This window comes from Vibrio sp. YIC-376 (assembly GCF_052353105.1).
In the GTDB taxonomy this organism is placed as follows: domain Bacteria; phylum Pseudomonadota; class Gammaproteobacteria; order Enterobacterales; family Vibrionaceae; genus Vibrio.
This window is the reverse complement of the sequence record NZ_JBBWFK010000004.1, coordinates 243,207-264,179: the sequence shown is the minus strand read 5'-3', so window position 1 is coordinate 264,179 and position 20,973 is coordinate 243,207. Positions and strand designations below refer to the sequence as shown.

The window sequence follows — 20,973 nt, the reverse complement described above, 5'->3', positions numbered from 1 at the left end:
ATGAACTACGCTTTGCCGACTTCCAACACTTCTGCAAGTCGAACTGGTGATTCAAAACCAGCCAGATTGAGTAATACGTTTCCGTCGCCCTTACCAAGTAATACACTGTTTACGTTGGCATAAGTGGATACCGGGAACTCTTGCGACTTCCCATCAACTAAGCCAGACGCTTTTACTTTGTATTTACCCGCAGGCAATGGATTTCCGCTTTCATCATTACCGTCCCAAAGTACGCGTGTGTCGCCGGCTGGTTTCGAGCCTACCTCAAAAGTACGAACCAATTGGCCAGCTTCGTCTTCTACACGAACAAATAAATTGTCGATAGATTGCGAAAGCTTAACCATTGCCGCCATTGGAGCATCATCCTGCTTCACACCCGCCGCACCAGGAACCAGAACATCACGCCCAACCAAAGAGGAAGCTTGTAATGCCTGATTCGATGTCATTGACGAGTTAAGACTCTCAAACTGAGTGTTCATCTTGCCAATACCATCTACGGTCGCAAATGACGCCATTTGCGCAATCATCTGGTCATTGCTGACCGGCTTAAAAGGGTCCTGCTGAGACAATTGCTTGGTGAGCAAAGATAAGAAGTCTTCCTGTTTAAGGTCCTGCTTACCTGTGTTCTCTTCCGCTTTCTTGTTCTCTTGAAGACTCTTAAGCTGGTCGATATAGGACAAGCCGCTTTGACCAACGTTATTAAATCCGGCCATACGCTACCTCCTTATCCTTATTGACCCATCTGCAGCGTACGCAGCAGCATTTGTTTACTAGCATCAGCCACTTGCACATTGGTTTGGTATGCGCGAGAAGCCGAAATCATATTCGCCATTTCTTCCATTACATTAACGTTCGGCTTGTAGATATAGCCTTCTTCGTTTGCAAGGGGATGATCAGGGTTGTACTCCGCATTGAGCGGTTTATCGCTTTCTACAATCCCCAATACTTTCACCGGCACCGTATTACCGCCACGCATGGCGTTACCTAACTCAGCACCAAATACAGCATGACGCGCTTTATAGGTGTCTTTTGCAGAGCTGCTGACACTGTCCGCGTTCGCCAAATTGCTTGAGGTAGTATTCAGACGAACAGACTCAGCGCTCATTGCAGAACCTGTCACATTGAAAACGTTAAATAAGCTCATCTAAATTATTCCCCTTTGATAGCCTTGGTTAAGTTCTTGAATTTACCGCCTAGAAAGTCGAGTGATGCCTGATGTCTGATTTGGTTTTGCATAAACAGATTACGCTCTAAATCCACATCAACCGTGTTGCCATCGCCCGTATCAGGTTGTGTAGGAAGACGATACAGCTTGTCCCCTATCAAGGTTGTAGTGGCAGGAATATGCCGACCATCTGTTCGGCTAAGACTAATGCTTGCCCCAGAGGTTGCCGCTTGTAGTTCCTTCGCAAAGTCTAAACCTCTTGCTTTGTAACCAGGCGTGTTGGCTTGCGCGATGTTGGAGGAAATCACCTCAGCATTGCGCTCACGTACGCCCACCGTGTGTTGGTGGATGCCTAGTGCATTGTCAAAAGATATAGCCATGTTTGCCTCTACAATTAAGAACTGACCGGTATAAATAACTGAAAAGCAATTAGTATGCCAATTAGGGAGGAAAGGGCCTAGGTTATAAGATCCTAGATCCTAGATCCTAGGTCCTAGAAGAGTCCGTTGGGAATTAAGCGATAAACCTAAATACTTTATTTGCTTCTTAGGATTACGGATTACGGATTACGGATTACGGATTACGGATTACGGATTACGGATTATTTTTCAACCACCTAACCGCAATGTCAAACGCTTCTGTATTCTGTAACCTGTATTCCAAAACAACAAGTACCTCAGCTTATGCTTTTCACTGAGTTTACCGTCAACACACCTAAAACCTTCCCTTTAAACCGTCATTCCGAGGAGCCAAAGCGACATCAGGAATCTACTAGACAATAGGTACGTAAACCAAAGTAAGCACCTTTAATAAAAGCAAACGCGGATAGTAGATCCTGAATCACGCTCCTTCGGCGCTGTCCAGGATGACGTCATTGGGCGGTAAATTTCTGTAATCTGTAATCCGTAAGCGAAGCGCTCCGTATTCAAAATACAATCAGCACGTTAGTTAATACTTTTCACTGAACTTACCACAAATAAACCTAGGACCTAGTTCCCTAGCCCCTAGGATCTTTAAGTTTATAAATAATGCCCGGGTTACAGCGCACCATTTCAAAACGATCCGTCAGTCCGGTCAAAGACTCTGACGCCCCCAGCAATAGATAGCCACCCGGATTTAACTGGTTTGCCATCTGGTTAAGCACTTTTGATTTCATCTCTGGCGAAAAGTAAATCAGCACATTGCGGCAAAAAATGATGTCAAACTTCCCCACCAGAGCGTAACTATCAAGCAAGTTTTGCGGGCGGAAGTTGACCAGCCGCTTTACATTGTCTTTCACCTTCATGCGACCATCGCCAGCATCTTCAAAAAAGGTGCGGCGACGCTCAGGAGACAAACCACGCCCCAAGGCTAAGTTGTCATACACACCAGCACGACACATCTCCAGCATACTGGTCGATATGTCGGTCGCAGTAATAGAAATATTTGGCAGCAATCCCGGTTTACGCTGCTGCGTTTCCAGAATGGTCATCGCGATTGAGTAAGGCTCTTGACCCGATGAGCTGGCTGCCGACCAAATTTTAATCGGGCGCTTGTTTGCCGCTACTTCCGGCAATAATTTCTCAGCTAAAACCGTGAACGGATAAGTGTCTCGAAACCACAATGTTTCGTTTGTCGTCATCGCATCTACAGCAGAAATGCGTAACTCACGATTACGCCCTGAAACCACATCACGTAGCAAATCAGACAACGATGCGAGCTTAAACTTGGTCACTAACGGACTTAATCGGCTGCGCACTAAGTATTGCTTACTATCGCCTAACACAATGCCACATTGCGCTTCTAAAAAACGGCTAAAGTCACGATACTCTTGATCACTGATTGTAATAGCAGTCATTAATGTCTCTTTTATTGTATTAATGCAGATTTAACCGCGTTCCCCAGTTCGTCCGGGTTAAATTTCGCGATGAAGGTATTCGCCCCCACGCGATCAACCATGGCCTGATTGAAAACGCCACTCAAAGAAGAGTGGAGGATAACATAAAGGTCTTTCAAATCAGCATTTCGGCGAATTTCAGCGGTTAATGTATAACCGTCCATCTCGGGCATTTCGATGTCAGAAATGACCAAAGAAATCTGTTCGTAGATATCCCCTCCGCGAGTCATCTCAAGCAATGTTTTGTAAGCCTCTTTACCATCTTTAGCCGAGACAACTTCAAAACCAATTGAACGAATTGCTCTCTCGAGTTGTTTTCGTGCCACCGTTGAATCATCAACAATCAAAATACGGCGTACGATAGATTTTTCTTGCTCCGCCTGTGCGATTTCCTTACCAATCGCCGCATCCATCGTCTCATCAACTGGCGCGATTTCAGCCAAGACTTTTTCTACATCGAGAATTTCAACTAACTCGTTGTCGATGTTTGTTACCGCCGTCAGATAATGCGCTTTACCCGCACCTTCAGGTGGAGGCAGAATGGCTTCCCAGTGCATGTTAATGATTCGCTCGACCGAAGAGACCAGGAACGCTTGGATTGTCCGGTTAAATTCGGCGATCACAACAAAGCACTTATCAATATCAGTCGTTGGGCGACCACCAATTGCCAGACTCAAATCAATAACCGATACGTTATGGCCTCGGATATGAGCAACACCTTTTACTAATCGGTGCAGATTTGGAATTACTGTCAGCCTTGGACATTGCAGTACTTCTCTTACTTTGAATACGTTAATACCGTAACGCTGCCGCCCCATCAGTCGAAAGGTCAACAATTCCAATCGGTTTTGACCGACGAGTTGCGTACGCTGATTCACTGAGTCAAGAATCCCCGTCATATGCTCATCTCCATCTCAAACTTTTTGTTTTTAAATGATACTCTACCACTGGCAAGCATTGTTCCAGGGAGACCTTATGGCGTATTTCACTATCACTTCGACCACATTGACTAAGACAATATGTAGAGCGGTATTCACAAAGTACGCTAAGGCTATCGGCATCTTACTCTGTATGTTTAGCTTTTTTGTTCATTCAGCAACAGAGAGTCAGATCGAACAAATAAAAACGGCGGCCGAGCAGCATATTCTTGCCACGGTGGAGCAACCTGCAGGCGGCGAGTTAACCGTTAATGCGGCAAATATTGACGCCAGAATTAAAGCGACAGACTGCCCCGCCCCTCTCGATACATCGGCATCCACCACCAGCAGTACGCGCAGCAATATTAACGTTTTAGTTGAGTGTCCCGCCGACGACTGGCAAGTTTACGTGCCGGTGCGCATTTCTGTTTCGGTACCTATGGTAGTCAGCACTCGACAACTTAGCAGGGGAGAAATCATCAGCGCCTCTGACATCACCACTTCCATGATTGAATTACAACGCTTTCGCAAAGACGGCTTCACTGGCTACGATCAAGTTGTTGGAGCCAAATTAAAACGCAGTGTACGCCTTGGCGATGTCGTCGAGCGGAATGATGTTTGCGTCGTGTGTCGCAACGAAAAAGTGACCATTAAAGCGGTAAAGGCGGGCATGACGATCACGACCCAAGGCACCGCGTTGCAAGATGGCTCATCAGGGGATCAAGTGAGAGTGAAAAATGATAAGTCTCAACGTATAATAGACGGCATAGTGACTGACATTGCGGAAATCACCATCAACTTTTGACCTTTTTAGACACCAAAAGCGCATTGTGAAAATCGATCAATAAAAATGATTAAAGTTATTTTGGCATTGGTCGATAGTCTGAGTACCAGTATTACGATACAAGGCAAGGTTAAACATGGCAGGTATAGATAATATACGTTCAGGTCAGATGATGACGACAAACAGTCGCGCACCTGCACGTAATGACTCGAATGCTACCAGCACAACAGAGTCGAAAATAGCGCCAGCACAACAAGATGCGGTTTCGTTAAGCCAGCAAAGCAAGGCTGTCAGCAACCTCCACAAGGATTTGGCTGCATCTCCGGCTTACGACAGCGCAAAAGTGGCGGCAATCAAAGAAGCAATTGCAAATGGTTCATACAAAGTTGACCCAGAAAAACTGGCAGACAGTATGATTAAATTTGAAAATGAATTGCAGGGTAAAAGTTAACTGACTTAGGCCCTAGGTAAGTATTCATGGCAGCATTAGCCGATCTCATCAACTTCCAATTAGAAAATGCTAAGGCACTTTCTGTCGTTTTGCGTCAGGAAACACAAGCGATTACTGCACGTGTCTCTTCTGAGATCGAAACCATTGCCAAACAAAAAATGACACTCATTGATCAGCTCAGAACCACTGATCAGCGAATCGCCTCTCACCCGCATGTCAACCAACTTACCGAAGATGAGCACCTAAGTCAGGTCGTTGCACAGATCCAGTCGATCATCCTGAACTGCCAACAAATCAATCAAGTGAACGGAGAGTCTCTCAGTCGAGCACAACTGAGTTTCAACAAGCTCAACAACATGCTTCAACACACCCACGGCAAAATCGGCATGACTTACAATGCCGGTGGCAAAACCCACACTATTTCGACTTTAGGCACTAACTTAAAAGCCTAAGTTGTCTCCTTCACGGTATCCGCCTTCTATCAGCCCTGAATGCTACACAAAAAACGACCAATTGTTGCCAATTAGCCGCCCACGAATATCTGCATTTTCAGGAGAGTTAGAACAGGGTCTGCTGACGCTTTTCCGGCACCTGTTGTACTTCACCATAATCACGAAGCTTATCCATTTTACGGATATCCAGACGAAGCTCAGTGACATAGCTGTCTTCTACCAAATAACTTCGCACCACTTCCGCACCACGGATAACACCATCAACAGCGCCTGATGTTCGCTCTGTACCTAAACGCTGATCTTGCAACTCAGCACGGCCGCTGACTCGCATACCGTAAACCTGCTCTGCCAGCTCTCGATAGGCATCAATCTTAGACGCACGCATTGCTCGCACACGTTTTTCTTCCACTGTGCGACCGGATTGCTCACTCACACTCGCGTAACCTACTGCCACTAACAGTTCATCCTGACGCATCTGCTGCAGTGGCTGGCAACCCACCAGCACCAACGTAGCAATAACAAATAATAATTTCTTCATGGCTAAATCCTATGGGCGGAGAATCACGGTGTATGGTTGTCGAATTGTTGGGTCTGAGCGAATCAGCACGCCATCCTGAGTGCGAATGCTGTTCAGCGTATCTAAATCACGGCCAATACGATCCGCAGGCAAGAAACCTTGTGCCGTTGCCACCACAATTCGACTTTGCATACCAACCACACGCGCGTTAACCAGTACGCCGCCTTCCTGACGTAGCATAGTGCCCGTCAGCACATACTGAATTTGCTGCTCTTGCGCGAGATCTTTCCAATCTCGGCTTAGCGCAAAGTCCCCTTGTTGAGTAACTTGAATAGAGCCTGTAGTTTTGAAGTCGACCACCTGAAAACCACGGCGCTGAAACTGGTGAATAAATCCTTCCGATACTGAGTTACCCAGCCAGTTCGTCGCATCCATATTTTGCAGATCAACAAATGACGTAATTGCAATCGGCGTACGTGCAGAAACCGCAACGTTAGACACCATCAACTCTTCGGTCATGCTTTCGATAAAAAAGTCCATCGTGTGACGTGGGCTATCCATCAACATGAATTGGCTGCCTGCATAGGGTTCTTTACCATTGTAAATTGGTGAGTACGCGCACGATGTCAAAAGCGTCATCATCGATACGGCAACAAGCCACTTTTTCATGGTTTGATTCTCCAGATAATCTTGGGTGTCACTGTTCTTTATCATTCCTGGCAAGAAACGTAATGTTGGAACAGTCTTTGCTTTTCTTTTGTTTGTCCAAACAAAGAAATGGCCACCAAACTGCACTGAGTTTGCTATAGCAATATTTATACCCGAACGGTTACAAACCATGAAAAAAACAATAATTAGCGTATTTTCAATCACTTTGGCTTTGCTTCTGCCTTTTCGCGCCTTCGCAGCCTGGTATGAAGTGACAGGTGTTGCCACGATCGTTTCTTCAGAAGATGCGGCAAGGCTACACGCGATGGAAGACGCTCTATTTAAAGCCGTCAACTTTTCGGGTGCCGATATAGGTAGCGTTAGTAAGTTAATTCCGCTATTAGAAGAGAGCCGCAAAGAGTACCAGTTTACTAACCACGAGGTTCGTTACATCCTCGTCGAATCTGAGCGTAAACGCGGCGGTAAAATGGAAATAAAAATCCGCGTCGACATCTATCCATCGGCAACGGGTTGCCACACGGCTCAATATAAGAAAACGATATTAATCGGAAATATTGATGTCTCGTCCCCTCAGCAAGCTGTTATGGGTCAAATTTATCAAGTTGGTGATGATTTCAGCCATGTCGTGAATCGCCAAATCGATCAGACGTCGCACAGTTTCGTGTCTGTCGGCACTACCGACTACTCAATCAGCCGAAGCGACCCGATGCGAACACAAATGATCGCACAGGATAATGGCGCTCAATACATTATTGGTGGCGTGATTACTGACTTAACCGCAACCGTTGAATCTCAAGTATTGCAAGATGACATAATCAACCGACAGTTCGCGCTGGAGATGAAAGTCTATGATGGCAAAACTGGCCATGAGGTCTTCAATAAAAACTACCGCGAAGTGGCTCGTTGGCCATTCGCAAAGACCAGTCAGGTAGACACTCGAAGTGCACGATTCTGGGCGTCCACTTTCGGTGAAATGATGCTGCGCGTTAGCCGCAATATCATGCTAGATTTAGAGTCCGAGCTTTCCTGTAAGATCACCTTACCGGAAATCGTCGCTGTTTTTGGCAATACTGTCACCATGGATCTAGGCCGGATGCATGGCGTGAACGAAGGAGATAAGTTGCAACTGTGGCATACCGCCTCCTTCATCGACCAAAATGGCTTACCACGCAATAAAGTATCGCAGAGTGAAATCACATTAACCGTATCTCGCGTCTATGAGCAGGAAGCAGAACTGAGTATTGACCAGCCAAACCTGGCATCAAGCGTACAAATCGGCGATGTAATGAGCAAGATGTTATAAAAGGCAAGATTATCCCTTGAGATATGCTCACTTTTGAATATCATAGATGACGCATCTTATTTGATTATACCAACCATGGTACTTGGTATTACGCCCTCATGGCACAGTGGATAGCGCAGTCCCCTCCTAAGGGACAGGTCGTAGGTTCGAATCCTACTGAGGGCGCCATATCAAAACCTTAGTTCACTATTGAGCTAAGGTTTTTTCTTTGTAGTGACAAGTATACTCAAGTTTTAACTCTCTGCCCGTATCGGTTGTGAATACCCATTTTCCCAAAGCCATCCATTCATCAGATTTCGGCTCCTTCAATAACGCGGTTTGACCACTTAAAATCTAATTGAAAAGAGACTATTTACAGTTTTATATTTTATGACTTTAATTATTGATGAGCTTTGCTTACCTTTCCGCGAATAATAACGATATTAGTTAGCCTATGTCTAAGAGCAATTTAATAACTAACACTGGACACCGCTTTATTTCCAAAGGCAAAACAGCCTTTAAGATCCACATTCACACTCCTGAGGATACGGTGTTGCACCGCTCTGTGGGATTTGTGCGCATTGGAGAAGAAAAAGGCTTAAAGAAAGCCATCAAATTGAGAAATGAATTAGGACTGCAGATGTGGGGCAAGTTTTGGCGGCGCCTTTTAAAAGATCCCTACCTGATGACAAGATTGCCGCACAGCGTGGAACCGAAAATTGTACATAAACCGAACCCGACATTGGAAAATCCGGACAACCGAGACACTTGTTACATTGCGAAGTGGCGAGAGTTCAATGAGAATGGTGAATATAGGTATAAAACCGTAGTACGCTCAATCAGTAAATACGGCAAGCTTGCCGCTTATATGCAAACCAAGAAAGCCTTACTAAAGGCACACAAAGATAATCTGGAAATACTCACGTTTATGGGGCGCGTCACCAGTATCAATCTAAAATAACCCACTTTACTCGACCGATTCTCTGGATATTTTCTCTTTGGGATCAATAGCAGATTCAGCGGTTCCAGATGAAAAAAACCCCCGAGATCATGCTCTTGGGGGCTTTTGGATTTCAGAATTCTATTCTGTGCTCAAAAAGTATCTTATTGCTGAACTTGGTATTCAAATTCAGGAACGATAACTTCTACGCGACGGTTTTGTTGACGACCTTCACGAGTTTCGTTTGATGCGATAGGGTTGTTTTCACCTTCACCGCGAGCTTGGATGCGTGATGCATCAATACCTTTTTCCACTAGAGCGTTAGCTACAGACTCTGCACGCTTCTCAGAAATTTTTTGGTTGTATGCTGCTGAACCAGAACTATCTGTGAAACCTACAACTTCAACTTTAGCTTGTGGGTGTTCGTTTAGGAAAGCAACCAAGTTGTCTAGTTTAGCTGCGCTTTCTGATTTAAGCGTTGTGCTGTTTAGATCGAAACCACCAGTGCCGATAGTTTGAGTTTCAAACGTTTTTGTTACGACTACTGGCTGTTCTTCAACCACAACCACTTCTTCCACTACTGGTGCTTCTTCAACTACTGGCTCTTCGCTGCCGCCGAACTTAAATGAAACACCTAGAGTCGCTGTGTTGCCTGTTGCGCGGACTACATCGTTGTTGATGTCAGTGATAGTTTGGTATTCCGCACGAGCTGTTACGTTTTGGCTTATGTTGAATTCAAGACCTGCTGCGCCTAGGTAAGAGTAATCGTCTTTGCCGTCGAACATAACGTACGCACCACCAACTTTACCGTAAATTGCGATGTCTTCAGTAATTGGCAGGCTGAACTTAGGAGCAAGAGTGATTGCTTCTACATGACTGCCGAATGAAGTCTCGTCGAAATCACCAATGTTATCGAAGCCTGCTTCTAGTGCGATGTAGTCGTTGAACTCGTAACCCACAAAAGCACCAAGAGTTGAGTCATCTTTGTCGCAAGACTGACCTGCTACACAAGCATCTTCCAACCAAGATTTACCCATTTTACCGCCCACATAAACTTCTGCTTGAGCTGCTGATGCCATAAGTAAAGATGCTGAAATTACCACTGCTAGTTTTTTCATTATTGATTCCTATAAAGAATTACTTTTATTAGATCACGAAATGCGCCATCTGACTGACGTTGTATTTCAATTTTTATTCATTCCTTGAGCCTATTACCGATAGCAAACTCCAATCATGCATATGCACAATATCTAACGAAGAGAGCTTGGGTAGCATTCCAGTACCGTGATTTTTATCGCTATCTGTTTTTCACTGGCGGGGTGCACTATAACGCTAAGAAAACTCGAGAAAAATCCCAAAACTGTCAATTTAGTGTCATCAAAAAAACAAGCATAGCGTGATCTAGAGCACTCAAAACCAGCCACAACAGTCACGCAAACGTTTGCGTGCATTTTCACAAAAGTAATGCTATAGCATTTTACTTTCTCACAACTGAGACGATATTTGGGGAACTTTATAGATATTGGATATAAATCATAAAGATATTTCGATGATAGATGGTCAAACAATCATCATTGGGAGCGGGTTTAGATTACAAAATCTTATCGATAAAAGAACATTCTGACATCATTTTTGGCAGAGTTATAAGCACTAGATGAATTAGCTTCTTCCTCTTTCCAGACGATCTCAGGGCAAAAAAAACCGCGGTAAACACCGCGGCTTTTTGACTACTTATTCACTGCTATTATGCATTCGCTTCACGTTCAGCGATGTACTCTAGTGCCATTTTGATGCGAGCGATACAACGTTCTTGGCCAATTAGAGCCATCACAGCGTCAACAGATGGAGACTGGCCACCGCCTGTTACTGCTACACGTAGTGGCATACCAATTTTACCCATGCCGATTTCCAGCTCTTCACAAACAGCTGCGATCACACCGTCTTTGATGCTTTCAGTTGTCCACTCAGTTAGCGCTTCTGCTTTTGCAAGTGCAAGCTCTAGTGGCTCTTTTGCCACACCACGCAGGTGTTTCTTCGCAGCACCCGCTTCAAACTCAGAAAAATCTTCGTAGAAGTAACGAATCTGCTCAGCCAGCTCAACAAGAGTATTGCAACGCTCACCCACCAGCTTGATCACTTCTGTGATTGCAGGACCGTTTGTTACGTCCAATTTCTGTTGGTCTAGGTGCCATTGCAGGTGCTTAGCAACATATGCCGGCTCTGAAGTTTTGATGTAGTGGTTGTTCAACCATTGCAGCTTGTCTGTGTTGAATGCAGATGCAGACTTAGATACTGCGTTTAGGCTGAACAGGTTGATCATCTCTTCTTGTGTGAAAATTTCCTGGTCACCGTGAGACCAACCCAGACGGATCAGGTAGTTGTTCAGCGCAGCAGGCAGGTAACCCATATCGCGGTACTGCATTACAGATACAGCGCCATGACGTTTAGACAGTTTCGCACCGTCGTCACCTAGGATCATCGCACAGTGAGCAAATGTTGGTACAGTTGCACCCAACGCTTCGTAAATGTTGATTTGACGAGGCGTGTTGTTGATATGGTCTTCACCACGAACAACGTGCGTAATGCCCATATCCCAGTCATCAACCACAACACAGAAGTTGTACGTTGGAGAACCATCTGTACGACGAATGATCAGATCATCCATTTGCTCGTTACGGATTTCTATACGACCACGGATTTGGTCGTCAAACACTACGCTACCCTCTTTCGGGTTGCGGAAACGAATAACACAAGGATCGCCATCTTTTGCCGCTGCGTTTGCCGCTTTGATTTTTGGATGGTTTGCGTCGTAACGTGGCATTTCTTTATTAACTTCTTGCTCTGCACGAATTTCATCCAGCAGCTCTTTAGACGCATAACATTTGTATGCCTTGTCTTCAGCAAGTAGCTTATCAACCACTTCGTTGTAACGATCAAAACGTTGAGTTTGGAAGTAAGGACCTTCATCCCACTCCAGCCCTAGCCATTCCATACCTTCTAGAATCGCGTCAACTGCTTCTTTAGAGTTACGCTCAAGGTCTGTATCTTCGATACGCAGAACGAATTCACCACCTTGGTTTTTAGCATATAGCCAAGAGTAAAGTGCAGTACGCGCACCACCAACGTGTAGATAGCCAGTTGGGCTAGGAGCAAAACGAGTTTTAACCGTCATTTGAGTTCCTTAGGGTTAATGTTCAACGAGAGACGTCTCGTTGTAATGCAAAGGATAAAAGTGGCGACATTTTACCATCGTAAGTCAATTCTACAATCATTCCGTGTTGATATCTTCATTCTTCATAAACCTTGACCTTACCCTTGCAGGAAGGTTTAAGCTTATTATATTGCTACTCGTGAGGACAAATTATGAATCAGTTCGTGGTACCGATGTCAGGACTAAATTGCATGGGCTGTGCAAGAAAAGTAGAGAAGACTTTACATGCCAACCATAGTGTTGAGATCATCAATTTGTCTCCGACCTCTGTTGAAATCAAAACCGACGCTTCTCTGGAAGAACTCGTTGAATCGATTGAATCTTTAGGTTATCACGCAGGCTACAGCTACGACTTCAATTTATCCGGTCTAAACTGTGGTGGCTGTGTCAAAAAGCTCTCATCGTTATTAGAGTCAAACTCAGACGTTATCTCATTTGAGGCTTCTACTACTCAATTAAGTATCCGTACTCTCCTTTCTGAGGAGCAAGTCATTGAGCTTGTGGCTGGCTTAGGCTACACGGCCAGTAAAGAGTCCCTTGCAGACACTGAAATTAAAGTGCCTGAAATAGAAACTCAACCGAAGACAGAGAACGAGCCGGATAGCACGTTGGAAGAAATCCCACCAGCAAGTCACGCGCAACTGCAAATGCTGATTCAAGGGATGACATGTGCAAGCTGCGTTACTTCGGTAGAAAAAGCACTCACCAGCGTTCAAGGCGTTGAAAAAGCACAGGTAAACCTTGCCGAACAAAGTGCTTTGGTCTTTGCGACACAAGATTCAGAAGCTTTGCATCTAGCTATCGTCGAATCCGTCAAACAAGCCGGATACCAAGCGGAAATACTGCAAGATGCCGCTACGCAACAAGAAAAGCAAGCACAGCAACAGCTGGCCCAACAAAAGCGCTTTAAGCTTGACGCGATTGCCGGCATCGTGGTCGGTGTACCTCTGATGCTTTGGGGTATCGCAGGTGGGAACATGATGATTCGCAACACCAATGACCAACTAGTTTGGAGCGTGGTCGGCATCATATGTCTACTGCTTCTGGCAACTGCAGGCCGCCACTTTTTCAGTAACGCCTGGTTAGCTGCGACCCACAAACGTGCCACCATGGATACACTGGTTGCTCTCGGTACTGGTGCGGCGTGGTTCTATTCTATGCTTGTGGTGATTTTCCCAGATTGGTTTCCTTCAGCGTCACGCCATGTTTACTTCGAAGCGAGTGCGATGATCATCGGTTTGATTTCTCTCGGCCACTACATAGAGGCCAAAGCTAAAGCCAATACCACTCGCTCGTTGCAGGCGCTGATTAACTTGCAGCCGCAGCAAGCAACAGTCATCACCGAGCAAGGCGATCAACCAATCAGCGTTGAGCAAATCGCGCTGGGCATGAAACTGCGAATCAAACCAGGAGAGAAAGTGCCGGTAGACGGTATTGTCCTACAAGGGGAATCTTATATTGATGAGTCGATGCTAACCGGTGAACCTGTACCTGTATTAAAAGGACAAAACGCAGAAGTCTCAGCAGGCACACTCAACACCGATGGTAGCCTAGTCATAAAAGCGACTGGCATAGGTGCCAACACCATGTTGGCGCGCATTATCCGTATGGTACGAACCGCGCAAAGCAGTAAACCCGCTATCGCCAAGTTAGCCGACCAAATCTCCGCTGTATTTGTTCCTGTTGTCGTAGGTATTGCCGTGCTAGCGGCCCTGGTTTGGTTTGCTGTTGGGCCAGAACCGAAAGCCAGTTACATGTTGGTGGTAACAACAACCGTTTTGATTATCGCCTGCCCTTGTGCACTGGGCTTAGCAACACCACTCTCCGTTACTGTTGGGGTAGGTAAAGCTGCCGAGTTGGGGATATTAATTAAAGACGCTGATGCACTTCAGCTAGCGAGCAAAGTCGATACGGTAGTATTCGATAAAACCGGTACGCTGACACAAGGGAAACCAAGTGTGCAGCTAGTGTTTACTCACGCCACCAGCCAGGATGAGTTGCTTGCGCTGGCGTATGCTGCCGAGCGCCAGTCAGAGCACCCTCTGGCCAAAGCTGTGTGCGATTTCGCGGTAAAACATAAAGCTAAAGAAGTTACCTTAGACAAGTTCGAAAACATTCGCGGACGCGGCATTTCGGCTATGTACGAGGGCCAACCGCTGTTTATAGGTTCATTGCAGTTTATGCAGGGCGAAAACGTCGACACAAATGTGCTTAAACAAGCGATTGACGAATGTGCCCAAAATGCATGGACGCCAGTTGCCATCGCTTTAGATGGTCAGTTAATAGGTCTGATTGCCGTTGCAGATCCAATTAAATCTGATGCGAAGCAAGCGATCTCTACCTTGAAATCACAGGGCATCAAAACAGTGATGTTAACAGGTGATAATCAGCACGTTGCGGATGCCATTGGTAAAGAACTCGGCATTGATGAGGTGATAGCCCAAGTCCTTCCAGATGAAAAAGCTAAGCACATTGAACAGCTTCAATCTAAAGGACATAAAGTAGCTATGGTTGGAGACGGCATCAATGATGCTCCTGCTCTCGCGCTTGCCAACCTTGGCATTGCGATGGGTAGTGGCAGCGATGTCGCTATCGAAAGCGCTCAAATGACCATCCTTAACACTTCTCCAATGGCAGTGGTGCATGCCATTGAGTTGTCGCGCGCTACACTTAAGAACATGAAGCAAAACTTATTTGGTGCCTTTGTTTATAACTCGTTGGGTATTCCTGTCGCCGCTGGCGTGCTCTACCCGGCGTTCGGCTTTTTGCTCAACCCTGTAGTTGCGGGAGCGGCAATGGCACTGTCTTCCATTACTGTCGTTAGTAACGCGAATCGACTACGACTGTTTTCAGTAAAATAACCACTTATTTAGAGGCTATTATGAAGTTGAAACTTTTGACCTTTGCCATGCTTGCGACCGTATCAGCCAACGTGCTGGCAGCCGATGTCATAAACCATAAGTCACCATATTGTGGCTGCTGTGGTGACTGGACAAAACACATGGAAGAGAACGGCTTTACGGTCGAAGAGAAACTGCATGAAGATATGAATGCAATCAAAAGTAAGCTCGGCATTAGTAACCAACAGCTTTATTCTTGCCACACGGCAGAGATCAATGGCTACCTGTTCGAAGGCCATGTGCCGGCCACCGACATTAAAGCATTCTTAGAAAACCCACCAAAAGGCGCTAAAGGTCTGACCGTACCGGGAATGCCTGTCGGTTCTCCAGGCATGGAATATGGAGATAAGAAAGACAGTTACACCGTATACGCTTTTAATGAGCAAGGCCAAGTTTCCGCATTTAGCCACCACGAAGGTAACGACAAGTAAAAACAAGCCCAGCATGATGACGCTGGGCTTTATCTTAGCTACTTAATGGACAATTAAGACGAAATCGTTAGAAGCCGTATGAGGCACCAAATACAAATGCGTTGTTCACTAGGCTGTCACCATCTGCATTTTCTGCACCGTGAGCCTGAGAACGAAGTTCAAAATATGGCTGAACACCTTTGCGAGTCCACGTCGCACGGAACTCGTGGTCCATGGTATCTGCGTCAATCATGTATACGTTGTTGTAGCTAAGCGTCACATCCTCATTCATTACATAACCAATGCGGTTATCCATGCGGTAATCGGTATCTGCATCGGCATCTGTCGCATCAATATGTGCTCGAGTACGGTTGCTCAGAGAAATACCGTTATCGAAGTTATAACCAATTTTCACAAGAGGACGGTATTGAAGGTTTTCGCCCGCTGAGAACAAGTGTTGGTAACCTGCAGCAACCCAGAGACGATCAGTGATATTAAATGACTGCTCACCCCCTACCGTAATGTAAGGTGTTATGTTCCCTGCTCCACCATTTTTGCTTTCAAGTTTGCCAAGTTGAATACCATCGAATTCGGTGTAAACCGTAAAGCCACCAAAAGAATTATCGAAAGTATGACCAGCTTCTAATGTGGAAGTAACATCCGAACCGTGAATTCGGCCATCATCGTGAAATTGAACGTTACCCGTTACGTAAGAAGAGTCAGCAAAAGCGCTAGAAGCGAAAGCAAGAGAAAGTGCACTCAGTGCAAAAATGTGTTTCATAATAACTGCCTTTATTTATTCACGTTATGCGATGTTTTTAAGGACACCTGTGACCTTACATCGCAAAGTTGGGGATGTGCCTTCATGGCGTTGGCAATATTGAAACAATTAATTTTTGATGAAAAATAATTCCTTTTAAAAAGTGATCCTGTTCAAAACAGGCATAAAGCCTCTTCAAGAAATAAAACAAATACAATAAGTTATGACAAATTTCAAAAATCACTCAAAAAATTAGAATTCGATCGAAATCACAAGAAACCAACGAATGTAGAACATTTCCCACATTCAGATCACACTGTAAAAATAAACTTTCACAGCTAACTTTTTTGTTGATGCAAAATAATAGGATATCTATCACACTTAATTCACGTCAAAAAATAAATAAACCCTCATTATGATGAAGAGGGCTTAGTTTAAGAGCGCCTTTGAGAGGATGAGTTATTTGACGCTCGTCACACGATTCATACGCTCACCCGTCGCAGTTACACAACGAATACCTCACCAGAAACTGCTGGTCGATCATTGTCGACGTAACTCAGCCAAGTTTCACCGTCCAGTGAATATTGAAGCGTAACGCCAGGGAATTCGGTGACGTGTTCTATGCTCAATCTAGTATCAAGCAGTCGTTTAGGTATAAAGTAATACACAGATGTGACTTCAATATACTGGATGAAATAATGTTATCCGGGATTCAGTTCGAGGATAAAAATATGTTTCGAATAATGACCGTTGTGTCATCTTTCATGGTTATCTTTACGTCCTTTTCATCCTACGCAGAGCCTCAATATTGGTTAGCAAAAAAAGGGGCCACCGAATACATGATTATTGGATCGGTGCACGTGGGTGATAAAAGCATGTATCCTTTACCTAAGGCCTTGACTGAATATCTGGAGCAGAGTTCAGGTTTAATCATTGAGGCAGACGTTAGAAATACATCAGATTCAGCTTATCCTCCTGTCTCTACTCGAACCAAAGACGTACTGGATAAATTGCAGCGTCAACATCTCATAGACATAGCAAGGGATTTGGGTATAGCAGAAGCTCAGTTGCTCAATGCCCCTCCTTGGAATACCGCGCTTATGATTCAACTCGGTCTCGTTAATAAGCTGGGTTATGTTGCTGATGAAGGTGTTGATATGCATTTGATTAGCTTGGCAGAAAAAGAGAACATTCCTATCGTTTCTCTTGAATCAGTGCAGTTCCAGATAGATTTGATTACCGGCCAACCGGATGAAGGTAAAGAGATGCTACTGTCATCGATCAATGAATATGACGCCGGTGAAGAGCTGGTCGAGTGCCTCATTGAAAGCTGGAAAAACGGTGATGGCAGCATGCTGGAAGAAGCATCTTTGACAGATAAAGCCACTGAAGACTTTAATGAAGCCTTCCTTTACGCACGCAACCGGGACTGGGCGAAGAAGCTCGACACAGGCAGCATACTCCCTCAAAAACAAGCACTCTATACCGTCGTGGTAGGAAGCCTGCATTTAGTCGGTAAAGATAACTTAATTGATTTACTGGCCAAACGCGGTTTTGAAATCACACCACTTGGAGACATACGTAAAGCGAAATGTGATATTTGAAGATAGGGACTAAGGTTCCTAGGTCCTAGGTCCTAGGTCCTAGGGGGAGATCGTTGGAACTACCGAGGATCACGTCAAGTTGATATGTTGTGGTTTGGGATTACGGATTACGGATTACGGATTACGGATTACGGATTACGGATTACGGATTACGGATTACGGATTACGGATTACGGATTACGGATTACGGATTACGGATTACGGATTACGGATTATTTTTCAATCAATCCAATTTGATGTCAAACATTTCGGTATTCTGTAATCAGTATTCCAAAAGCAACAAGCACCTGAGCTTACATTTCTAACTGAACTTACCGCAGACACTCCTAGAACCTAGGAGCCTAATCCCTAGGACCTTTAGAACGCAAAAAAGGCTCTGTATTTCTACAGAGCCTTTTTTAGAAAGTGATCGATGAAGAGCCATATTCTAACTTCAGGCGAACCCCACTTTGGTTCCCTATCCATATAAAATTATTTAAGCTCTAAAACGACGAAAGCCTGCTTAAAAGCAGGCTTTCTTAAAGTGGTCGGTGAAGAGGGATTCGAACCCCCGACCCTCTGGTCCCAAACCAGATGCGCTACCAAACTGCGCTATTCACCGAGACGTTGACTTGGAACTTTGCTTTGACTAAGAGGCGCTCCCTCTGGTCCGCTATTCCTAACCCCGGAGATGCGTTACTAATCACGCTAATCTTCGAGATGTTTAACTGAGGACTTCTCCCCGCCAACGAGGTGGTATATTACGGATTCTGATCAGAGACGCAAGTGGTTTTTATAAAAAAACGTAATGTCTTAATTCGTTTGGTGAATTACTGAACACTAGCACGCAAAATGTGACTAATAACCCACAATAAAACACAGTTTATTAACCTCAGCAACATAATTGATCCAGATCAGTGTGCCCAAAAACCCCAACATTTAATTTGTGCCTATCGGGAAAATCTTGGAGGAAACATATGGACTTTTGGCTTGATCTCCTATTTGGTAATGCAGTAGGTCTATCATCGATGATAGTAATCTTCGGAGCAATCGGTCTAATGTTGTTTTACGGCGGTTTCTTCATGTACAAGATCATGAACGATAAATCTCCTCACTAGAATCTCGCTTAGCCCTATAAACGCTTTGCACCGGAGTTGGTTACTTGCCTACTCCGGTTTTTTATTGATCTTTCCCCACCTCTCGTTGGTATAATCGACCTACCCAGCTCTTAATGAGATAGCCACTATGTCTCACGATGACGATTTTGAACTCTTCCAACAAATGATGGGAGATGTTAAACCCATCACTCAAGACACCGCCGAACTCAAAAAAGTTCATCAGGTGACAGATGCCCAGCTTGCGAAGCGCGAAGCGGCAATATGGTTAACAGAAGACGACCCTGAATACCTCTCTCTCGATCATGCAGAAATGCTCAAACCAGATGATTTTGTCGAGTTCAAGCGTGATGGCGTGCAAGATGGCGTATATAGAAAACTGCGTCTTGGTAAATACCCAATTCAGGCGCGTTTAGACTTACACCGAAAAACACTCAAAGAAGCGCGCGATGAAGTCGTTAAATTTCTTAAACAATGTATCTCGATGGATATACGTACTGTTGTGATTGTTCATGGCCGGGGCGAACGATCGAATCCACCCGCTTTAATGAAGAGCTTTGTAAGCAGTTGGCTGCAGCAGATTCAAGAAGTACAGTGTGTTCACACAGCCCAGCGTTTTCATGGCGGCAGTGGCGCTGTCTATGTATTACTCAGAAAGAGCACAGATAAGAAGCTGGAAAACCGAGAACGACATCAAAAACGGTTAGGTTAAGTTTCGTCCCGGTGCTAGAATGCGCGACTTTATTATTTCCCTTCACTGACGCTTGAAGGGATTATCTATTCACCGCCGTTGTGAAACGTTAGGAGTACAACAACATGTCACAAGATAACGCGAAGCGCTTAAATAAGTTCATTAGTGAAACAGGATTTTGCTCTCGTCGAGAAGCTGACAGACTGATCGAACAAGGTCGTGTCACCATTAATGGTAAACAACCAGAAATGGGCACTAAAGTTTTACCTGGCGATGACGTACGAGTCGATGACAAGCCTGTTTCGGTAAAAGAAAAGCCTATCTACATCGCATTGAACAAACCTACCGGTATTACTTGTACGACAGAGCGTGATATCCCCGGCAATATTGTTGATTTTATTGGTCATAAAAAACGTATCTTCCCTATCGGTCGTCTGGACAAGCCTTCTGATGGTCTTATCTTTTTGACTAACGATGGTGACATCGTCAACAAAATCCTTCGCGCAGGCAATAACCACGAAAAAGAGTACGTGGTGCGTGTTGATAAACCGATCACTGGCGAGTTTCTGAAACAAATGTCGAGCGGTGTGAAAATCCTCGATACCGTCACTCTTCCTTGTAAAGTGACGAAAGAAACTAAGTTTTCTTTCCGAATCGTACTTACTCAGGGCCTCAACCGTCAGATCCGTCGTATGTGTGAAGCACTGGGTTACGAAGTGTTTAAGCTACGTCGTGTGCGTATTATGAACATCTCCCTAGATGGTATTCCAAACGGAAAATGGCGTTACCTCACTGACGATGAAGTGGCAGAAATTATGGCAATGTGCGATGGTTCTGTCGGCACCGAAGAAGCTTCTCAAGTGGATTCTAAAGGGCGTAATATCCGTAAAGCAACAGACGCTAAACTGTTTGATAGCCGTGAAGAGAACCAAGGCTCTACCGCTCGACGTAATCAAAAAGCACGTACATTCCGCGGTAACAACGCAGATGAGTTCCGTCACGCGCCTAACTCGAAAAAAGGCCAACAAAAAAGACGTCAGCACGATGACGATAATGCTCGTCCATCAAAAGAGCACTTCAAGGCGAAAGCACAGGATTCCGATCGTAAACCAAACAAACCAAAAGTTCGTTACGACAACCCAAATGCGGCAAAACCATCTAAGCCAGTGAAGCGCAGCAGCGGGACACTTAGCCTGAAAAAATAAACAAAGAAAAGGACGCCAATGCGTCCTTTTCCTTTATCTGCAGCT

Annotated in this window: 21 protein-coding genes, 2 tRNA genes and 1 pseudogene; 12 read left to right on the top strand and 12 right to left on the bottom strand. The window is 45.0% G+C overall.

Translation table 11 applies throughout. The features are described from left to right. Positions 1-5: 5 nt before the first annotated feature. The 5 genes from flgD to WJM94_RS10260 all read right to left on the bottom strand — a co-directional run bounded on the left by flgD (position 6) and on the right by WJM94_RS10260 (position 3,940). Entirely contained in the window at positions 6-713 is a 708-nt protein-coding gene (gene flgD / locus WJM94_RS10280) for a flagellar hook assembly protein FlgD (protein ID WP_444494132.1), read from the bottom strand. Positions 714-730: 17 nt separating this feature from the next. Continuing rightward, the gene (gene flgC / locus WJM94_RS10275) at positions 731-1,144 is read right to left on the bottom strand and encodes a flagellar basal body rod protein FlgC (protein ID WP_444494131.1); all 414 of its coding nucleotides are present in this window, start codon (positions 1,142-1,144) and stop codon (positions 731-733) included. 5 nt (positions 1,145-1,149) lie between these two features. After that, on the bottom strand, positions 1,150-1,545 hold the full coding sequence (gene flgB / locus WJM94_RS10270; protein WP_444494130.1) for a flagellar basal body rod protein FlgB: 396 nt from the start codon (positions 1,543-1,545) through the stop codon (positions 1,150-1,152). A gap of 617 nt (positions 1,546-2,162) precedes the next feature. Then, positions 2,163-3,002 (bottom strand): protein-glutamate O-methyltransferase, encoded by an 840-nt coding sequence (locus WJM94_RS10265; protein WP_444494129.1) that lies wholly within the window; start codon positions 3,000-3,002, stop codon positions 2,163-2,165. Between the two features lie 11 nt (positions 3,003-3,013). Continuing rightward, on the bottom strand, positions 3,014-3,940 hold the full coding sequence (locus tag WJM94_RS10260; protein ID WP_444494128.1) for a chemotaxis protein CheV: 927 nt from the start codon (positions 3,938-3,940) through the stop codon (positions 3,014-3,016). Between the two features lie 76 nt (positions 3,941-4,016). Here WJM94_RS10260 and flgA point away from each other — a divergent pair, with 76 nt between their 5' ends. From flgA to WJM94_RS10245, 3 genes are all read left to right on the top strand, one after another. Next, positions 4,017-4,763 carry a flagellar basal body P-ring formation chaperone FlgA gene (gene flgA / locus WJM94_RS10255; protein ID WP_444494127.1) on the top strand — a complete coding sequence of 249 codons (747 nt, stop codon included), beginning with the start codon at positions 4,017-4,019 and terminating at the stop codon, positions 4,761-4,763. A 115-nt stretch (positions 4,764-4,878) separates the two neighbouring features. Continuing rightward, a complete protein-coding gene (flgM, locus tag WJM94_RS10250; protein ID WP_444494126.1) occupies positions 4,879-5,193 on the top strand; it encodes a flagellar biosynthesis anti-sigma factor FlgM in 315 nt (104 codons plus the stop codon). A gap of 26 nt (positions 5,194-5,219) precedes the next feature. Then, positions 5,220-5,645 (top strand): flagella synthesis protein FlgN, encoded by a 426-nt coding sequence (locus tag WJM94_RS10245; RefSeq protein WP_444494125.1) that lies wholly within the window; start codon positions 5,220-5,222, stop codon positions 5,643-5,645. A gap of 106 nt (positions 5,646-5,751) precedes the next feature. Here the strand turns inward: WJM94_RS10245 and flgP are convergent, their stop codons facing one another. Together flgP and WJM94_RS10235 are read right to left on the bottom strand one after the other, a co-directional pair. Then, entirely contained in the window at positions 5,752-6,183 is a 432-nt protein-coding gene (gene flgP / locus WJM94_RS10240; protein ID WP_444494124.1) for a flagellar assembly lipoprotein FlgP, read from the bottom strand. 9 nt (positions 6,184-6,192) lie between these two features. After that, on the bottom strand, positions 6,193-6,831 hold the full coding sequence (locus WJM94_RS10235) for a FlgO family outer membrane protein (RefSeq protein ID WP_444494123.1): 639 nt from the start codon (positions 6,829-6,831) through the stop codon (positions 6,193-6,195). Positions 6,832-7,000: 169 nt separating this feature from the next. Here WJM94_RS10235 and WJM94_RS10230 point away from each other — a divergent pair, with 169 nt between their 5' ends. From WJM94_RS10230 to WJM94_RS10220, 3 genes are all read left to right on the top strand, one after another. Beyond that, complete coding sequence (locus WJM94_RS10230) at positions 7,001-8,134, top strand: flagellar assembly protein FlgT (protein WP_444494122.1); 1,134 nt, start codon at positions 7,001-7,003, stop codon at positions 8,132-8,134. A 92-nt stretch (positions 8,135-8,226) separates the two neighbouring features. Beyond that, positions 8,227-8,302: transfer RNA gene (locus tag WJM94_RS10225), tRNA-Arg, on the top strand. A gap of 265 nt (positions 8,303-8,567) precedes the next feature. Beyond that, entirely contained in the window at positions 8,568-9,074 is a 507-nt protein-coding gene (locus tag WJM94_RS10220) for a Fe3+-citrate ABC transporter substrate-binding protein (protein ID WP_444494121.1), read from the top strand. Between the two features lie 143 nt (positions 9,075-9,217). Here the strand turns inward: WJM94_RS10220 and WJM94_RS10215 are convergent, their stop codons facing one another. Together WJM94_RS10215 and gltX are read right to left on the bottom strand one after the other, a co-directional pair. Beyond that, complete coding sequence (locus WJM94_RS10215) at positions 9,218-10,171, bottom strand: OmpA family protein (protein ID WP_444494120.1); 954 nt, start codon at positions 10,169-10,171, stop codon at positions 9,218-9,220. Between the two features lie 626 nt (positions 10,172-10,797). Next, entirely contained in the window at positions 10,798-12,225 is a 1,428-nt protein-coding gene (gene gltX / locus WJM94_RS10210) for a glutamate--tRNA ligase (protein WP_444494119.1), read from the bottom strand. A gap of 191 nt (positions 12,226-12,416) precedes the next feature. Here gltX and WJM94_RS10205 point away from each other — a divergent pair, with 191 nt between their 5' ends. Together WJM94_RS10205 and WJM94_RS10200 are read left to right on the top strand one after the other, a co-directional pair. Continuing rightward, the gene (locus tag WJM94_RS10205) at positions 12,417-15,125 is read left to right on the top strand and encodes a heavy metal translocating P-type ATPase (RefSeq protein WP_444494118.1); all 2,709 of its coding nucleotides are present in this window, start codon (positions 12,417-12,419) and stop codon (positions 15,123-15,125) included. Between the two features lie 20 nt (positions 15,126-15,145). Then, positions 15,146-15,595 carry a DUF411 domain-containing protein gene (locus WJM94_RS10200; protein ID WP_444494117.1) on the top strand — a complete coding sequence of 150 codons (450 nt, stop codon included), beginning with the start codon at positions 15,146-15,148 and terminating at the stop codon, positions 15,593-15,595. A 67-nt stretch (positions 15,596-15,662) separates the two neighbouring features. Here WJM94_RS10200 and WJM94_RS10195 read toward each other — a convergent pair whose 3' ends face one another. Together WJM94_RS10195 and WJM94_RS10190 are read right to left on the bottom strand one after the other, a co-directional pair. Further along, entirely contained in the window at positions 15,663-16,355 is a 693-nt protein-coding gene (locus WJM94_RS10195) for an oligogalacturonate-specific porin KdgM family protein (protein ID WP_444494116.1), read from the bottom strand. 438 nt (positions 16,356-16,793) lie between these two features. After that, positions 16,794-16,942, bottom strand: a pseudogene (locus WJM94_RS10190) (chitobiase/beta-hexosaminidase C-terminal domain-containing protein); the annotation flags it as partial. A 123-nt stretch (positions 16,943-17,065) separates the two neighbouring features. Here WJM94_RS10190 and WJM94_RS10185 point away from each other — a divergent pair. After that, positions 17,066-17,938 (top strand): TraB/GumN family protein, encoded by an 873-nt coding sequence (locus tag WJM94_RS10185; RefSeq protein WP_444494115.1) that lies wholly within the window; start codon positions 17,066-17,068, stop codon positions 17,936-17,938. Positions 17,939-18,462: 524 nt separating this feature from the next. Here the strand turns inward: WJM94_RS10185 and WJM94_RS10180 are convergent. After that, a tRNA-Pro gene (locus tag WJM94_RS10180) sits at positions 18,463-18,539 on the bottom strand. 355 nt (positions 18,540-18,894) lie between these two features. On the opposite strand from WJM94_RS10180, the gene WJM94_RS10175 reads away from it, so the two are divergent. From WJM94_RS10175 to rluF, 3 genes are all read left to right on the top strand, one after another. Next, positions 18,895-19,035, top strand: coding sequence for a DUF3149 domain-containing protein (locus WJM94_RS10175; RefSeq protein ID WP_014231074.1), 141 nt, complete (start codon positions 18,895-18,897; stop codon positions 19,033-19,035). A 127-nt stretch (positions 19,036-19,162) separates the two neighbouring features. Next, positions 19,163-19,744: a DNA endonuclease SmrA gene (gene smrA / locus WJM94_RS10170; protein WP_444494114.1), complete on the top strand. Its 582-nt coding sequence runs from the start codon at positions 19,163-19,165 to the stop codon at positions 19,742-19,744. A 104-nt stretch (positions 19,745-19,848) separates the two neighbouring features. Beyond that, positions 19,849-20,928: a 23S rRNA pseudouridine(2604) synthase RluF gene (gene rluF, locus WJM94_RS10165; RefSeq protein WP_444494113.1), complete on the top strand. Its 1,080-nt coding sequence runs from the start codon at positions 19,849-19,851 to the stop codon at positions 20,926-20,928. Positions 20,929-20,973 lie beyond the last annotated feature (45 nt).

Coding starts and splice junctions, on each gene's coding strand:
- flgD (WP_444494132.1), bottom strand. CDS start 713: ATGGCCGGATTTAATAACGTTGGTCAAAGCGGCTTGTCCTATATCGAC.
- flgC (WP_444494131.1), bottom strand. CDS start 1,144: ATGAGCTTATTTAACGTTTTCAATGTGACAGGTTCTGCAATGAGCGCT.
- flgB (WP_444494130.1), bottom strand. CDS start 1,545: ATGGCTATATCTTTTGACAATGCACTAGGCATCCACCAACACACGGTG.
- WJM94_RS10265 (WP_444494129.1), bottom strand. CDS start 3,002: ATGACTGCTATTACAATCAGTGATCAAGAGTATCGTGACTTTAGCCGT.
- WJM94_RS10260 (WP_444494128.1), bottom strand. CDS start 3,940: ATGACGGGGATTCTTGACTCAGTGAATCAGCGTACGCAACTCGTCGGT.
- flgA (WP_444494127.1), top strand. CDS start 4,017: ATGGCGTATTTCACTATCACTTCGACCACATTGACTAAGACAATATGT.
- flgM (WP_444494126.1), top strand. CDS start 4,879: ATGGCAGGTATAGATAATATACGTTCAGGTCAGATGATGACGACAAAC.
- WJM94_RS10245 (WP_444494125.1), top strand. CDS start 5,220: ATGGCAGCATTAGCCGATCTCATCAACTTCCAATTAGAAAATGCTAAG.
- flgP (WP_444494124.1), bottom strand. CDS start 6,183: ATGAAGAAATTATTATTTGTTATTGCTACGTTGGTGCTGGTGGGTTGC.
- WJM94_RS10235 (WP_444494123.1), bottom strand. CDS start 6,831: ATGAAAAAGTGGCTTGTTGCCGTATCGATGATGACGCTTTTGACATCG.
- WJM94_RS10230 (WP_444494122.1), top strand. CDS start 7,001: ATGAAAAAAACAATAATTAGCGTATTTTCAATCACTTTGGCTTTGCTT.
- WJM94_RS10220 (WP_444494121.1), top strand. CDS start 8,568: ATGTCTAAGAGCAATTTAATAACTAACACTGGACACCGCTTTATTTCC.
- WJM94_RS10215 (WP_444494120.1), bottom strand. CDS start 10,171: ATGAAAAAACTAGCAGTGGTAATTTCAGCATCTTTACTTATGGCATCA.
- gltX (WP_444494119.1), bottom strand. CDS start 12,225: ATGACGGTTAAAACTCGTTTTGCTCCTAGCCCAACTGGCTATCTACAC.
- WJM94_RS10205 (WP_444494118.1), top strand. CDS start 12,417: ATGAATCAGTTCGTGGTACCGATGTCAGGACTAAATTGCATGGGCTGT.
- WJM94_RS10200 (WP_444494117.1), top strand. CDS start 15,146: ATGAAGTTGAAACTTTTGACCTTTGCCATGCTTGCGACCGTATCAGCC.
- WJM94_RS10195 (WP_444494116.1), bottom strand. CDS start 16,355: ATGAAACACATTTTTGCACTGAGTGCACTTTCTCTTGCTTTCGCTTCT.
- WJM94_RS10185 (WP_444494115.1), top strand. CDS start 17,066: ATGTTTCGAATAATGACCGTTGTGTCATCTTTCATGGTTATCTTTACG.
- WJM94_RS10175 (WP_014231074.1), top strand. CDS start 18,895: ATGGACTTTTGGCTTGATCTCCTATTTGGTAATGCAGTAGGTCTATCA.
- smrA (WP_444494114.1), top strand. CDS start 19,163: ATGTCTCACGATGACGATTTTGAACTCTTCCAACAAATGATGGGAGAT.
- rluF (WP_444494113.1), top strand. CDS start 19,849: ATGTCACAAGATAACGCGAAGCGCTTAAATAAGTTCATTAGTGAAACA.